We start from the raw sequence: 14,052 nt of genomic DNA, 5'->3' as shown, positions 1-14,052 counted from the left end.
CTTCCGGGGAGTCTGACACCGGCCGTGGGGCGGCCTCCGGGCCGCCCCACGGACCACCCGGCGTGACGGACGTCAAGCCGCCACGCTTTGACGCGATAAACAGCCGCAGAGTACGCTACTGGGCGGTGCCCGCGACATCGGGTCCCTCGTGCGTGCGTGTGAACCGCAGGCTCGGCGACACTCCCGAGTGCGGGGGACAGGGTCGGCAGTCAGGCCGCCCGGTGTCATGCCGGCGGCCCACCCGGTCCGCCGGGCGAACATCAAGCAGAGAACACATCCGAGACGGAGACGTAGTGCCCACGATTCAGCAGCTGGTCCGCAAGGGCCGCAGCGTCAAGACCTCGACGTCGAAGACGCCTGCCCTCAAGGGCAGCCCTCAGCGGCGCGGGGTGTGCACCCGTGTGTACACGACGACCCCGAAGAAGCCGAACTCGGCCCTTCGCAAGGTCGCACGTGTGCGCCTGTCCAGCGGGATCGAGGTCACGGCCTACATCCCGGGCGTCGGCCACAACCTCCAGGAGCACTCCATCGTGCTCGTCCGCGGCGGGCGCGTGAAGGACCTGCCCGGCGTTCGCTACAAGATCGTGCGCGGCGCACTGGACACCCAGGGTGTCCGTGGGCGTCAGCAGGCTCGCAGCCGTTACGGCGCGAAGAAGGAGAAGAAGTAATGCCGCGCAAGGGCCCCGCCCCGCAGCGGACGCTCGTGGTCGACCCGGTCTACGGGTCCCCGGTCGTCACGCAGCTCGTCAACCGCATCCTCAAGGACGGCAAGAAGTCGACCGCCGAGCGGATCGTCTACGACGCCCTCGAGGGCGTTCGTCAGAAGACCGACGGTGACCCCACCGTCGTCCTCAAGCGTGCGCTCGAGAACGTGCGTCCCTCCCTCGAGGTCCGTTCCCGCCGTGTCGGTGGCGCCACCTACCAGGTCCCCGTCGAGGTCCGCCCGGTCCGCGCCACCACGCTGGCCCTGCGCTGGCTCGTGGACTACGCCCGCGCCCGCCGCGAGAAGACGATGACCGAGCGCCTCATGAACGAGATCCTCGACGCGTCCAACGGTCTGGGTGCCGCGGTGAAGCGTCGCGAGGACACCCACAAGATGGCCGAGTCCAACCGGGCCTTCGCGCACTACCGCTGGTAGTCGCCGCCTCCTCGCCCTGCACCCGCAATCGACTGAAGAGAGTCTCCTGTGGCACTTGACGTGCTGACCGACCTGACCAGGGTCCGCAACATCGGCATCATGGCGCACATCGACGCCGGCAAGACGACGACGACCGAGCGGATCCTGTTCTACACGGGCATCAACTACAAGCTCGGCGAGACCCACGACGGCGCGTCGACGATGGACTGGATGGAGCAGGAGCAGGAGCGGGGTATCACCATCACCTCCGCCGCCACGACCTGCTTCTGGCGCGACAACCAGATCAACATCATCGACACCCCGGGTCACGTCGACTTCACCGTCGAGGTGGAGCGCTCCCTGCGCGTGCTCGACGGGGCCGTCGCGGTGTTCGACGGCAAGGAGGGCGTCGAGCCCCAGTCGGAGACCGTGTGGCGGCAGGCCGACAAGTACAACGTCCCGCGGATCTGCTTCGTCAACAAGATGGACAAGCTCGGCGCGGACTTCTTCTTCACCGTGCAGACCATCAAGGACCGCCTCAAGGCGAAGCCGCTGGTCATGCAGGTGCCGATCGGCTCCGAGTCCGACTTCATCGGCGTCGTCGACGTTGTGCACCGGCGCGCGCTCACGTGGCGTGGCGAGGTGCAGAAGGGCGAGGACTACGCGATCGAGGAGATCCCCGCGGACCTCGTCGACCTCGTGGAGAAGTACCGCTCCGAGCTCATCGAGCAGGTCGCCGAGTCCGACGAGGCGCTGCTCGACAAGTACCTCGGCGGCGAGGAGCTCTCCATCGAGGAGATCAAGAAGGGCGTCCGCGCCCTCACGGTCACCGGTGAGGCCTTCCCGGTCTTCTGTGGCTCGGCGTTCAAGAACAAGGGCGTGCAGCCCATCCTCGACGCCGTCCTGGACTACCTGCCCTCCCCGCTCGACGTCCCCGCCGTCGAGGGCCACGCCGTCGGCAACGAGGAGGAGATCCTCATCCGCCGGCCGAGCGAGGACGAGCCGTTCTCCGCGCTGGCCTTCAAGGTCGCGGTGCACCCGTTCTTCGGCAAGCTCACCTACGTCCGCGTGTACTCCGGTACCGCCTCGCAGGGCGCCCAGGTCCTCAACTCGACCAAGGGCAAGAAGGAGCGCGTCGGCAAGCTCTTCCAGATGCACTCCAACAAGGAGAACCCGGTCGAGGAGGCCCACGCGGGCCACATCTACGCGTTCATCGGCCTCAAGGACACCACCACCGGTGACACCCTGTGCGCCCAGGACGCCCCGATCGTCCTCGAGTCGATGAGCTTCCCCGAGCCCGTGATCCACGTGGCCGTGGAGCCCAAGACCAAGGGTGACCAGGAGAAGCTCGGCACCGCGATCCAGAAGCTCGCCGAGGAGGACCCGACCTTCACCGTCCGCCTGGACGAGGAGACCGGCCAGACCGTCCTCGGCGGCATGGGCGAGCTTCACCTCGACGTCCTCGTCGACCGCATGCGTCGCGAGTTCAAGGTCGAGGCGAACGTCGGCAAGCCGCAGGTCGCCTACCGCGAGACCATCCGCCGCAAGGTGGAGAAGATCGACTACACGCACAAGAAGCAGACCGGTGGCTCCGGCCAGTTCGCGAAGGTCCAGGTGACCCTCGAGCCCCTCGACACTGCCGAGGGCGAGCTGTACGAGTTCGAGAACAAGGTCACCGGTGGCCGCATCCCGCGTGAGTACATCCCCAGCGTCGACGCCGGTATGCAGGACGCGATGCAGAACGGTGTGCTCGCCGGCTACCCGCTCGTGGGTATTAAGGCCACCCTGCTCGACGGCGCCTACCACGAGGTCGACTCCTCGGAGATGGCCTTCAAGATCGCCGGGTCGATGGTGCTGAAGGAGGGCGTCCGCAAGGCGGACCCCGTCCTCCTCGAGCCGGTCATGGACGTCGAGGTGCGTACGCCCGAGGAGTACATGGGTGACGTCATCGGCGACCTCAACTCCCGTCGTGGGATGATCCAGTCCATGACGGACGCGACCGGCATCAAGGTCGTTCGCGCCCTGGTGCCGCTGTCCGAGATGTTCGGCTACGTCGGTGACCTGCGTTCCAAGACGCAGGGCCGCGCGGTGTACTCGATGCAGTTCGACAGCTACGCCGAGGTCCCTCGGAACGTTGCCGAGGAGATCATCAAGAAGACCCGGGGCGAGTGAGTCCCACAGGTCGATCCAGCAGTACCCGTTAAACAACCGACCCGTAGGGCTCGCTCCCCGCAGGCGCATCCGCACCTGTTGAGAGCAGACAACTACCCGAGTCCCAGGAGGACACAAGTGGCGAAGGCCAAGTTCGAGCGGACCAAGCCGCACGTCAACATCGGCACGATCGGTCACGTCGACCACGGTAAGACGACGCTGACCGCGGCCATCTCGAAGGTGCTGGCGGACAAGTACCCGGACCTGAACGAGTTCACCCCGTTCGACCAGGTCGACAACGCTCCCGAGGAGCGTCAGCGCGGTATCACGATCAACGTCTCGCACGTCGAGTACCAGACGGAGAAGCGTCACTACGCTCACGTCGACGCTCCCGGTCACGCGGACTACATCAAGAACATGATCACCGGTGCCGCCCAGATGGACGGCGCGATCCTCGTGGTCGCCGCGACCGACGGTCCGATGGCCCAGACGCGTGAGCACGTCCTGCTCGCCCGCCAGGTCGGCGTGCCCTACGTCCTCGTCGCGCTGAACAAGTCCGACATGGTCGACGACGAGGAGATCCTCGAGCTCGTCGAGGTCGAGGTCCGCGACCTGCTCTCCAGCCAGGGCTTCCCCGGCGACGACGCCCCCGTCGTGCGCGTCTCCGCGCTCAAGGCCCTCGAGGGTGACCCGAAGTGGGTCGCCGCCGTCGAGGAGCTCATGGACGCCGTGGACGAGAACGTCCCGACCCCCGAGCGTGACGTCGACAAGCCGTTCCTCATGCCCATCGAGGACGTCTTCACGATCACCGGCCGCGGCACCGTGGTCACCGGTCGTGTCGAGCGTGGCACGCTCAAGGTCAACGACGAGGTCGAGATCGTCGGCATCAAGGAGAAGAACCTCAAGACGACCGTCACCGGCGTCGAGATGTTCCGCAAGCTCCTCGACACCGCCGAGGCCGGCGAGAACGTCGGTCTGCTCCTGCGCGGCATCAAGCGCGAGGACGTCGAGCGCGGCCAGGTCGTGTGCAAGCCGGGTTCCATCACCCCGCACACCGACTTCGAGGCCCAGGTCTACATCCTCAACAAGGACGAGGGCGGGCGTCACAACCCGTTCTACTCGAACTACCGTCCGCAGTTCTACTTCCGCACCACCGACGTCACCGGCGTCATCCAGCTGCCCGAGGGCACCGAGATGGTCATGCCCGGCGACAACACCGAGATGACGGTCAGCCTCATCCAGCCGATCGCGATGGAGGAGGGCCTCGGCTTCGCCATCCGTGAGGGTGGCCGCACCGTTGGCTCCGGCCGCGTCACCAAGATCCTCAAGTGATCTCCCGCCGGACGTGAGTCCGGCACCCCGAAGGGCTCGGCGAGCACCGCTCGCCGGGCCCTTCGCCCTTTCTGCCCAAGCCCCCCGCTGAGGCTCCGGACACCCCAAGCCCCAGCCGGGCACGCCCCCGAGCACCCGCCTCCCCACGGGGCCCCCCAGGCCCCCCGGCCAGCACCCCCGCGCCGACAGCCGACTTCTGCGCGACAGCCGACTTCTGTGCGACAGCCGACTTCTGCACGAGAGCGGGATTTTGTCGCGAGAGCTGGATCGTGCGCAACAACGGAGCTGCGGGCGTGAGCGGGCTTCTTCGCTCGAGCGGTGCTCCGGACGAGGCCACGGACCGCAGGCAGGCCGGCACGGTACTGCTATGGCCTCAGTGAGGTGCGGGTGCCCGCTTCGTACGTTCCGTCCGAGGTCGTTCGAAACATCAGTGCACCCGTGAACGGAATGTGCGACCTCGCAGGCAGTCAGCTCGCGCTCGGAAGTCCGCTCTCGCGCGGAAGTCGGCTGTCGCGCGGAAGTCCGCTCTCGCACGGAAGTCCGCTCTCGCGCGGAAGTCCGCTCTCGCGCGGAAGTCGGCTGTCGCGCGGAACTCGGCTGTCGCGGGGGAGGGCGGTGTAGGTGTGGGGCGGGGGAGGGCGGTGTGGGGGCGGGGGAGGCCTGTGGGGGCCGGGGTGAGGGTCGGCGGGGTTGGCGGGGTTGGTGGGCGAGGTCACGGGAGGGCGTCTCGTCAAGGAGGCGCGCGGGCTGGTAGAGTTTGTCGTTGGCCGCGGTCACGCTGGCCCGCGCGTCGGGCAGCCGGCCGCAGCACACCTCGTCGGGGAGCTCCGCGTTTCCCCGATGACCAAGAACACACCGGCGTTCGCCGGACTCGATTCGCCATGCGGCGTGTCGGTCTGGCAGACTGTTCCGGTTGCCTGGGACCGAGTGTCCCGAGCAAAGATCCGAGTCGGGCCCCGAGCCCAGGCTCCACAGCAAGTACAAGGGCCCCGCATCGACGATGCGCCGCGGTCAGGTGTGAGCGTCACAGGCGACACGCCCGAGCGCGGGGGACGGTAACAGAGCGGTACGAGAGAGGTTAGACGACGCCATGGCGGGACAGAAGATCCGCATCAGGCTCAAGTCCTACGACCACGAAGTCATCGACAGCTCGGCGCGCAAGATCGTCGACACGGTGACTCGCGCTGGTGCGACGGTCGTGGGTCCGGTGCCGCTGCCGACGGAGAAGAACGTCTTCGTCGTCATTCGCTCACCGCACAAGTACAAGGACAGCCGCGAGCAGTTCGAGATGCGCACTCACAAGCGCCTCATCGACATCATCGACCCGACGCCGAAGGCCGTTGACTCGCTCATGCGGCTCGACCTGCCCGCTGACGTCAACATCGAGATCAAGCTCTGAGGTTCCCGCAAATGACTACCTTTACCAAGCAGGCTGCGGGCACGCCGGTCACGGCGCTGCTCGGCACGAAGCTCGGCATGACCCAGGTGTGGGACGAGGCAGGGCGCCTCGTTCCCGTCACGGTCGTGCAGGTCGGCACCAACGTGGTGACCCAGCTTCGTACCGAGGAGACCGACGGCTACAGCGCCGTCCAGCTGGCCTTCGGCGAGATCGACCCGCGCAAGGTCACCCAGCCCCTCAAGGGCCACTTCGAGAAGGCGGGCACGACGCCGCGCCGCTACGTCGCGGAGATCCGCACCTCTGAGGCCGACGGGTTCTCCGTCGGTCAGGAGCTGCGTGCGGACGCGTTCGAGGCCGGCACCGTCGTCGACGTCATCGGCACCACCAAGGGCAAGGGAACCGCGGGCGTCATGAAGCGCCACGGCTTCTCCGGCGTCGGTGCCTCCCACGGTGCGCACCGCAACCACCGCAAGCCCGGCTCGATCGGCGGGGCCTCGACCCCGGGTCGCGTCTTCAAGGGTCTGCGCATGGCCGGTCGCATGGGCAACAAGCGCCAGACCACCCAGAACCTCAAGATCCACGCCGTCGACGTCGAGAAGGGCCTGCTGCTGATCACCGGCGCGGTCCCGGGCCCGAAGCACGGCGTCGTGGTCGTCCGTACCGCCGTGAAGGGGGCGTGACCATGGCTGACACCCAGACCGTGGATGTCCTGGATGCCGCAGGCAAGAAGACCGGCTCCGCCGAGCTGCCTGCCGCCATCTTCGACGTCCCCACGAACGTTCCGCTGATCCACCAGGTCGTCGTCGCCCAGCTCGCCGCAGCGCGTCAGGGCACCGCGAAGACCAAGACCCGCGGCGAGGTCCGCGGTGGTGGTCGCAAGCCGTACCGCCAGAAGGGCACCGGCCGCGCCCGTCAGGGCTCGACCCGCGCTCCGCAGTACGCCGGCGGTGGCGTCGTCCACGGCCCGGTGCCGCGCGACTACACCCAGCGCACCCCCAAGAAGATGAAGGCTGCCGCCCTCCGTGGCGCCCTCTCCGACCGGGCCCGCGCCGGCCGCGTGCACGTCGTCAGCTCGCTCGTCTCCGCCGAGACCCCCTCGACCGCCGCCGCGCTCACCGCGCTGCGCAACATCGTCGAGGACCGCAGCGCGCTCATCGTGGTCCGTCGTGACGACGAGCTCACGGTCAAGTCGCTGCGCAACGTGCCCAGCACCCACCTCATCTGGGTCGACCAGCTGAACACCTACGACGTCCTCGTCAACGACGACGTCGTGTTCACCGCCGCCGCTCTCGAGGAGCTCCTCGGTGCGGGTTCGCGCGAGGAGGATGACAAGTGAGCGTCGAGCACAACAAGAACCCCCGGGACGTCATCGTCGCCCCGGTGGTCTCGGAGAAGAGCTACAGCCTCATCGACGAGGGGAAGTACACCTTCCTCGTCGACCCGCGCTCGAACAAGACCGAGATCAAGAACGCCGTCGAGGCGATCTTCGGAGTCAAGGTCAGCTCGGTGAACACGGCCAACCGCAAGGGTAAGACCCGGCGGACCCGTACCGGCCTCGGCAAGCGCAAGGACACCAAGCGCGCCATCGTGACGCTGCGCGAGGGCACCATCGACATCTTCGGTGAAGTCGCCGGCTGACGCCGCGTACTGGAGAGATTGAGGATCGACACCCATGGCAATCCGTAAGTACAAGCCGACGTCGCCGGGCCGCCGCGGCTCGAGCGTGGCCGACTTCGTCGAGATCACCCGGTCGCAGCCGGAGAAGTCGCTGGTCCGCCCGCTGAGCAAGAGCGGCGGGCGCAACAGCACCGGCCGCATCACCACCCGTCACAAGGGTGGCGGCCACAAGCGCGCCTACCGCGTCATCGACTTCCGTCGCCACGACAAGGACGGCGTCCCCGCGAAGGTCGCTCACATCGAGTACGACCCCAACCGCACCGCGCGCATCGCGCTCCTGCACTACGCCGACGGCGAGAAGCGCTACATCATCGCGCCGAACAAGCTGACGCAGGGCGCGGTCATCGAGAACGGCCCCGGGGCCGACATCAAGCCGGGCAACAACCTGCCGCTGCGCAACATCCCCGTCGGCACGGTCATCCACGCGATCGAGCTCAAGCCGGGCGGCGGCGCCAAGATCGCCCGCTCCGCGGGTGCCTCGGTCCAGCTCGTCGCCCGCGAGGGCACGATGGCCACGCTGCGTATGCCCTCGGGCGAGATCCGCATGGTCGACTCCCGCTGCCGCGCCACCATCGGCGAGGTCGGCAACGCCGAGCAGTCCAACATCAACTGGGGCAAGGCCGGCCGCATGCGCTGGAAGGGCAAGCGCCCGACCGTCCGTGGTGTCGCGATGAACCCTGTCGACCACCCCCACGGTGGTGGTGAGGGCAAGACCTCCGGTGGTCGCCACCCGGTCAGCCCCTGGGGTCAGGTCGAGGGCCGGACCCGCCGTCCGAACAAGCCGAGCGACCAGCTCATCGTGCGCCGCCGGCGCACCGGCAAGAAGCGCTGAGAGTAGGAGTACGACGAGATGCCTCGCAGCCTGAAGAAGGGTCCCTTCGTCGACGGCCACCTGCTCAAGAAGGTGGACGCCGCGAACGAGACCGGCTCCAAGAACGTCATCAAGACCTGGTCCCGACGGTCGGTCATCACGCCCGACTTCCTGGGCCACACCTTCGCGGTCCACGACGGCCGCAAGCACGTCCCGGTCTTCGTCACCGAGTCGATGGTCGGCCACAAGCTGGGGGAGTTCGCCCCGACCCGCACCTACCGCGGGCACGACAAGGACGACCGCAAGGCCCGTCGCCGCTGAGGCGACAGGCAACCCAGCAACCCGAACATCCGACAAGTAAGGCAGGAATGATGGAAGCCAAGGCGCAGGCGCGATATGTGCGCGTCACGCCCCTCAAGGCTCGGCGCGTCGTGGACACCATCCGTGGACAGCGCGCCACCGAGGCCGTGACGGTGCTGCAGTTCGCCCCCCAGGCGGTTGCCGAGACGGTGCGTAAGGTCGTGGAGAGCGCGATCGCCAACGCGCGCGTCAAGGCTGACCAGGCCGGCGAGGCGTTCGACGAGAACGCTCTCGTCATCAGCGCTGCTTACGTGGACGAGGGTCCGACGCTCAAGCGTTTCCGGCCGCGTGCCAAGGGCAGCGCGAGCCGCATCCTCAAGCGGACCAGCCACATCACGGTCTACGTGGGCGACGACAACGACGGCGCGAGCTCTTCCGCCGCTGGAACGAAGGGGAGGACCCGCTAGTGGGTCAGAAGGTCAACCCGACCGGGTTCCGGCTCGGCATCACCACGGACCACCGTTCCCGGTGGTTCGCTGACAGCACCAAGCCTGGTCAGCGCTACCGGGACTACGTCCGCGAGGACGTCGCCATCCGCAAGCTCATGGCCTCCGGCCTCGAGCGGGCCGGCATCTCCAAGGTCGACATCGAGCGCACCCGTGACCGGGTCCGCGTCGACCTGCACACCGCGCGTCCGGGCATCGTCATCGGTCGCCGCGGCGCCGAGGCCGACCGCCTGCGCGGCGAGCTGGAGAAGCTCACGGGCAAGCAGGTGCAGCTGAACATCCTCGAGGTCAAGAACCCCGAGATCGACGCTCAGCTCGTCGCCCAGGGCATCGCCGAGCAGCTCGCGAGCCGCGTGTCCTTCCGCCGTGCGATGCGCAAGGGCATGCAGTCCGCCCAGCGCGCTGGCGCCAAGGGCATCCGGGTCCAGTGCTCCGGCCGTCTCGGCGGCGCCGAGATGTCCCGCTCGGAGTTCTACCGCGAGGGCCGCGTGCCGCTGCACACCCTCCGCGCGAACATCGACTACGGCTTCTTCGAGGCCCGCACCACCTTCGGCCGCATCGGCGTCAAGGTGTGGATCTACAAGGGCGACCAGACCGAGCGCGAGTTCGCTCGCGAGCAGGCCGACGCCGCTCCCCGTGGCCGTGGCCGTGCCGCCGCCGGTGACCGGCCGCGTGGCCGTCGTCCCGAGGGTCGCGGTCCCCGGTCCGAGCAGACCGAGGGCGCGTCCGCTCCGCAGGACGCCGCCCCCGCCGAGTCAGGAACGGAGGCCTGAGCGAGATGCTCATCCCCCGGCGGACCAAGTTCCGCAAGCAGCACCACCCCAAGCGCTCCGGCGTCTCCAAGGGTGGCACCGAGATCGCCTTCGGTGACTACGGCATCCAGGCTCTCGAGCCGGCCTACGTCACCAACCGGCAGATCGAGGCCGCCCGTATCGCCATGACCCGTCACATCAAGCGTGGCGGCAAGGTGTGGATCAACGTCTTCCCAGACCGCCCGCTCACCAAGAAGCCGGCCGAGACCCGCATGGGTTCCGGTAAGGGTTCGCCCGAGTGGTGGGTGGCCAACGTCAAGCCCGGCCGTGTGCTCTTCGAGCTGGCCGGCGTCCCCGAGGAGCTCGCCCGCGAGGCACTGTCCCGCGCGCAGCACAAGCTCCCGATGAAGACCCGTTTTGTGCGCCGTGAGGGTGGTGAAGGCTGATGGCTATCGGTTCGAAGGGCATGACCCCGGTCGACCTGGACGAGATGACCGACGAGACCCTGGCCGAGAAGCTTGCCGAGGCCAAGGAGGAGCTGTTCAAGCTCCGTTTCTCCTCGGCAACCGGACAGCTGGAGGACCACGGTCGGCTCAAGGCTGTGCGGCGTGACATCGCCCGCATCTACACCATCGTGCACGAGCGCGAGCTCGGCATCCGCACCGCGCCCAGCAGCGAGAAGTGATCGATATGAGCGAGAACACCGCAGAGACCACCACTGAGCGCAACGACCGCAAGGTTCGCCGTGGCTACGTCGTGTCCGACAAGATGGACAAGACCGTCGTCGTCGAGGTCGAGGACCGCGTCAAGCACCCGCTGTACGGCAAGGTCATCCGCCGCACCAGCAAGGTCAAGGCGCACGACGAGACCAACTCGGCCGGCGTCGGCGACCTCGTTCGCATCATGGAGACCCGGCCGCTGAGCGCGACCAAGCGCTGGCGTCTCCTCGAGATCGTCGAGAAGGCGAAGTAACCCGCCGACCCACCTGGCCGGGCCCGCCCGGCCAGGTGGAACAGACAGGCAGCCCGGCGGCAGCCGGACCGAGCTGTGAAGAGAACTAGTTCACCAAGGCTCGCGCAGCACGCGAGAACCAGGTCGACAAGGAGAAACCAGTGATCCAGCAGGAGTCGCGACTCAAGGTCGCCGACAACACCGGCGCGAAGGAGATCCTCTGCGTCCGTGTGCTCGGAGGCTCCGGCCGGCGCTACGCCGGTATCGGTGACGTCATCGTCGCCACCGTCAAGGACGCCATCCCCGGCGGCAACGTGAAGAAGGGCGATGTCGTCAAGGCGGTCGTCGTGCGCACCACGAAGCAGCGTCGCCGCCCGGACGGGTCCTACATCCGCTTCGACGAGAACGCCGCCGTCATCCTCAAGGCCGACGGCGAGCCGCGCGGAACCCGCATCTTCGGCCCCGTGGGCCGCGAGCTGCGCGACAAGAAGTTCATGCGCATCGTCTCCCTCGCTCCGGAGGTGATCTGACATGGCACGGATCAAGAAGGGCGACCTCGTGGTCGTCATCGCAGGCCGTGACAAGGGCAAGCAGGGCCGTGTGCTCGAGGTCGACGTCGAGCGCTCGCGCGTCGTCGTCGAGGGTGTCCAGCGCATGAAGCGCCACACCAAGGTCGGCCAGTCCGGCCGGGGCGCGCGCACCGGTGGCATCGAGACGATCGAGGCCCCGATCCACGTCAGCAACGTCATGGTCGTCGACCCGGAGACCAAGAAGGGCACCCGGGTCGGGATTCGCACCGAGACGGTCGAGCGCGACGGCGTGGAGCGCACGCAGCGTGTCCGCGTGGCCAAGCGCTCCGGTAAGGACATCTGAGATGACTGAGACCACCACCGCAACCACGAGCCCGCGGCTCAAGCTCCGTTACCGCGAGGAGATCCGTAGCGCCCTGCGCGAGGAGTTCCAGCACGGGAACATCAACGAGGTCCCGACGCTGACCAAGGTCGTCGTCAACATGGGTGTCGGGGACGCGGCTCGCGACTCCAAGCTCATCGAGGGCGCCATTCGCGACCTCGGCCTCATCACCGGCCAGAAGCCGCAGGTGACGAAGGCCCGCAAGTCGATCGCCCAGTTCAAGCTCCGTGAGGGTCAGCCGATCGGCGCCCACGTCACGCTGCGCGGCGACCGCATGTGGGAGTTCCTCGACCGCCTGCTGTCGATCGCCCTGCCCCGTATCCGCGACTTCCGTGGGCTCTCGCCCAAGCAGTTCGACGGGAACGGCAACTACACCTTCGGTCTCAACGAGCAGTCGATGTTCCACGAGATCGACCAGGACAAGATCGACCGCGTGCGCGGCATGGACATCACGGTCGTCACCACGGCCAAGACCGATGACGAGGCCCGCTCGCTGCTCAAGCACCTCGGCTTCCCGTTCAAGGAGAACTGACGTGGCGAAGACCGCCCTGATCCAGAAGGCGAACCGCAAGCCCAAGTTCGCGGTGCGCGCCTACACCCGGTGCCAGCGGTGCGGCCGGCCGCACTCGGTCTACCGCAAGTTCGGCCTGTGCCGCATCTGCCTGCGCGAGATGGCCCTTGCGGGCCAGCTCCCGGGCATCACGAAGAGCAGCTGGTAAACGACTACGTCGTAGGTCCGGCGACCGGAAACCACGACGAGGAAGGGCCAAGGCCCCGATGACAATGACAGACCCGATCGCAGACATGCTCACGCGTCTGCGTAACGCCAACTCGGCGTACCACGAGTCGGTGACCATGCCGTACTCCAAGCTCAAGGCGAACATCGCCGAGATCCTCAAGACCGAGGGTTACATCGCCGGCTGGGAGGTCGAGGACGCGCCCGTGGGCAAGAACCTCACCCTGCAGCTGAAGTTCGGCCCGCAGCGCGAGCGTTCGCTCGCCGGCGTGCGCCGCGTCTCCAAGCCGGGACTGCGCGTGTACGCCAAGTCGACCAACCTGCCGCGCGTTCTCGGCGGCCTCGGTGTGGCCATCCTGTCCACCTCCTCCGGACTCCTCACGGACCGCGAGGCTCAGACCAAGGGCGTTGGCGGGGAAGTCCTCGCCTACGTCTGGTGATCGGGAAGGAGTAGACACTATGTCCCGCATCGGAAAGGTCCCGGTCCCGGTTCCTGCAGGCGTCGACGTCACCATCGAGGGGCGTCTCGTGACGGTCAAGGGTCCCAAGGGCACCCTGTCCCACACGGTCCCCGAGCCCATCACGGTCGTTCGCGACGACGATGGCGCGATCCTGGTGAGTCGGCCGAACGACGAGCGCGAGTCGCGGTCGCTGCACGGCCTCACCCGCACGCTCATCTCCAACCTCGTCACGGGTGTGACGCAGGGCTACGAGCGCAAGCTCGAGATCGTCGGCACGGGTTACCGCGCCGTCGCCAAGGGCAGCTCGGTCGAGCTCGCGCTCGGCTTCTCCCACCCGGTGGTCATCAACCCGCCGGAGGGCATCACGGTCACCGTCGACGCCCCGACCAAGCTCACGGTCTCCGGGATCGACAAGCAGCAGGTCGGCGAGGTCGCCGCGAACATCCGCAAGATCCGCAAGCCCGAGCCCTACAAGGGCAAGGGTGTGCGCTACGCCGGCGAGCAGGTCCGCCGCAAGGCCGGAAAGGCAGGTAAGTGATGGCTGTCACCGTCAAGAGGGCGAAGGGCAAGAACGCCGCTCGGACGCGCCGTCACATGCGTGTCCGCAAGCACATCTCCGGCACCGCGGCGCGTCCGCGGCTCGTCGTCACCCGTTCGGCGCGCCACATGGTCGCGCAGCTCGTGGACGACACCACCGGTACGACGATCGCCTCCGCCTCGACCCTCGAGGCCGACCTGCGTGCGTCCAGCGACGAGAAGGTCGCCAAGGCACGCCGCGTCGGTGAGCTCCTGGCCGAGCGGGCCAAGGCTGCCGGCATCGAGGTCGCCGTGTTCGACCGCGCCGGGAACAAGTACCACGGTCGTGTCGCGGCCGTCGCCGAAGGTGCGCGCGAGGGCGGGCTCGCCCTGTGACCCGCGTGAACGTACGAGAGCAAAGGAACATCTGA

At 67.8% G+C, this 14,052-nt stretch carries 22 protein-coding genes; all 22 read left to right on the top strand.

The window, feature by feature from the left end; genetic code table 11:
- Positions 1-293 precede the first annotated feature (293 nt).
- The 22 genes from rpsL (at position 294) to rplR (ending at position 14,017) form a co-directional block, all read left to right on the top strand.
- Positions 294-668: a 30S ribosomal protein S12 gene (rpsL, locus tag FHE66_RS04785; protein WP_110852524.1), complete on the top strand. Its 375-nt coding sequence runs from the start codon at positions 294-296 to the stop codon at positions 666-668.
- Positions 668-1,138 carry a 30S ribosomal protein S7 gene (gene rpsG / locus FHE66_RS04780; RefSeq protein ID WP_139071849.1) on the top strand — a complete coding sequence of 157 codons (471 nt, stop codon included), beginning with the start codon at positions 668-670 and terminating at the stop codon, positions 1,136-1,138. The genes rpsL and rpsG overlap by 1 nt, the downstream gene beginning before the upstream one ends.
- Positions 1,139-1,186: 48 nt before the next feature.
- Positions 1,187-3,289, top strand: coding sequence for an elongation factor G (gene fusA / locus FHE66_RS04775; RefSeq protein WP_139071848.1), 2,103 nt, complete (start codon positions 1,187-1,189; stop codon positions 3,287-3,289).
- 117 nt (positions 3,290-3,406) lie between these two features.
- Positions 3,407-4,600, top strand: a complete 1,194-nt coding sequence (gene tuf, locus FHE66_RS04770; RefSeq protein ID WP_139071847.1) for an elongation factor Tu — start codon at positions 3,407-3,409, stop codon at positions 4,598-4,600.
- 1,090 nt (positions 4,601-5,690) lie between these two features.
- The gene (gene rpsJ, locus FHE66_RS04765) at positions 5,691-5,999 is read left to right on the top strand and encodes a 30S ribosomal protein S10 (protein WP_110852528.1); all 309 of its coding nucleotides are present in this window, start codon (positions 5,691-5,693) and stop codon (positions 5,997-5,999) included.
- A gap of 11 nt (positions 6,000-6,010) precedes the next feature.
- Entirely contained in the window at positions 6,011-6,679 is a 669-nt protein-coding gene (gene rplC / locus FHE66_RS04760) for a 50S ribosomal protein L3 (protein ID WP_139071846.1), read from the top strand.
- A 2-nt stretch (positions 6,680-6,681) separates the two neighbouring features.
- Positions 6,682-7,335 carry a 50S ribosomal protein L4 gene (rplD, locus tag FHE66_RS04755; RefSeq protein WP_139071845.1) on the top strand — a complete coding sequence of 218 codons (654 nt, stop codon included), beginning with the start codon at positions 6,682-6,684 and terminating at the stop codon, positions 7,333-7,335.
- Positions 7,332-7,637: a 50S ribosomal protein L23 gene (gene rplW / locus FHE66_RS04750; RefSeq protein ID WP_139071844.1), complete on the top strand. Its 306-nt coding sequence runs from the start codon at positions 7,332-7,334 to the stop codon at positions 7,635-7,637. The genes rplD and rplW overlap by 4 nt, the downstream gene beginning before the upstream one ends.
- A gap of 34 nt (positions 7,638-7,671) precedes the next feature.
- On the top strand, positions 7,672-8,508 hold the full coding sequence (gene rplB, locus FHE66_RS04745) for a 50S ribosomal protein L2 (protein ID WP_139071843.1): 837 nt from the start codon (positions 7,672-7,674) through the stop codon (positions 8,506-8,508).
- A gap of 18 nt (positions 8,509-8,526) precedes the next feature.
- Positions 8,527-8,808 (top strand): 30S ribosomal protein S19, encoded by a 282-nt coding sequence (rpsS, locus tag FHE66_RS04740; protein ID WP_122824923.1) that lies wholly within the window; start codon positions 8,527-8,529, stop codon positions 8,806-8,808.
- Between the two features lie 50 nt (positions 8,809-8,858).
- A complete protein-coding gene (rplV, locus tag FHE66_RS04735; protein ID WP_139071842.1) occupies positions 8,859-9,254 on the top strand; it encodes a 50S ribosomal protein L22 in 396 nt (131 codons plus the stop codon).
- Entirely contained in the window at positions 9,254-10,066 is an 813-nt protein-coding gene (rpsC, locus tag FHE66_RS04730; RefSeq protein WP_139071841.1) for a 30S ribosomal protein S3, read from the top strand. Before rplV ends, rpsC begins: the two co-directional genes overlap by 1 nt.
- Before the next feature lie 5 nt (positions 10,067-10,071).
- On the top strand, positions 10,072-10,491 hold the full coding sequence (gene rplP, locus FHE66_RS04725; RefSeq protein ID WP_139071840.1) for a 50S ribosomal protein L16: 420 nt from the start codon (positions 10,072-10,074) through the stop codon (positions 10,489-10,491).
- Positions 10,491-10,730, top strand: coding sequence for a 50S ribosomal protein L29 (gene rpmC, locus FHE66_RS04720; protein WP_139071839.1), 240 nt, complete (start codon positions 10,491-10,493; stop codon positions 10,728-10,730). The genes rplP and rpmC overlap by 1 nt, the downstream gene beginning before the upstream one ends.
- Positions 10,731-10,735: 5 nt before the next feature.
- Positions 10,736-11,017 (top strand): 30S ribosomal protein S17, encoded by a 282-nt coding sequence (gene rpsQ, locus FHE66_RS04715; RefSeq protein ID WP_139071838.1) that lies wholly within the window; start codon positions 10,736-10,738, stop codon positions 11,015-11,017.
- 140 nt (positions 11,018-11,157) lie between these two features.
- Positions 11,158-11,526, top strand: a complete 369-nt coding sequence (gene rplN / locus FHE66_RS04710) for a 50S ribosomal protein L14 (protein WP_139071837.1) — start codon at positions 11,158-11,160, stop codon at positions 11,524-11,526.
- Position 11,527: 1 nt separating this feature from the next.
- On the top strand, positions 11,528-11,869 hold the full coding sequence (rplX, locus tag FHE66_RS04705; protein WP_139071836.1) for a 50S ribosomal protein L24: 342 nt from the start codon (positions 11,528-11,530) through the stop codon (positions 11,867-11,869).
- Position 11,870: 1 nt separating this feature from the next.
- Positions 11,871-12,440, top strand: coding sequence for a 50S ribosomal protein L5 (gene rplE / locus FHE66_RS04700; RefSeq protein WP_139071835.1), 570 nt, complete (start codon positions 11,871-11,873; stop codon positions 12,438-12,440).
- A 1-nt stretch (position 12,441) separates the two neighbouring features.
- Positions 12,442-12,627, top strand: a complete 186-nt coding sequence (locus FHE66_RS04695) for a type Z 30S ribosomal protein S14 (RefSeq protein ID WP_110852541.1) — start codon at positions 12,442-12,444, stop codon at positions 12,625-12,627.
- A 58-nt stretch (positions 12,628-12,685) separates the two neighbouring features.
- Positions 12,686-13,084 carry a 30S ribosomal protein S8 gene (gene rpsH / locus FHE66_RS04690; protein ID WP_139071834.1) on the top strand — a complete coding sequence of 133 codons (399 nt, stop codon included), beginning with the start codon at positions 12,686-12,688 and terminating at the stop codon, positions 13,082-13,084.
- A 19-nt stretch (positions 13,085-13,103) separates the two neighbouring features.
- Positions 13,104-13,643, top strand: a complete 540-nt coding sequence (rplF, locus tag FHE66_RS04685) for a 50S ribosomal protein L6 (RefSeq protein ID WP_139071833.1) — start codon at positions 13,104-13,106, stop codon at positions 13,641-13,643.
- Complete coding sequence (rplR, locus tag FHE66_RS04680; protein ID WP_139071832.1) at positions 13,643-14,017, top strand: 50S ribosomal protein L18; 375 nt, start codon at positions 13,643-13,645, stop codon at positions 14,015-14,017. Before rplF ends, rplR begins: the two co-directional genes overlap by 1 nt.
- Positions 14,018-14,052: the final 35 nt, after the last annotated feature.

Origin of the sequence: Georgenia sp. 311 (assembly GCF_006151955.1) — a bacterium.
In the GTDB taxonomy this organism is placed as follows: domain Bacteria; phylum Actinomycetota; class Actinomycetes; order Actinomycetales; family Actinomycetaceae; genus Oceanitalea; species Oceanitalea wutianyii.
This window is presented reverse-complemented; position numbering and strand designations above follow the sequence as displayed.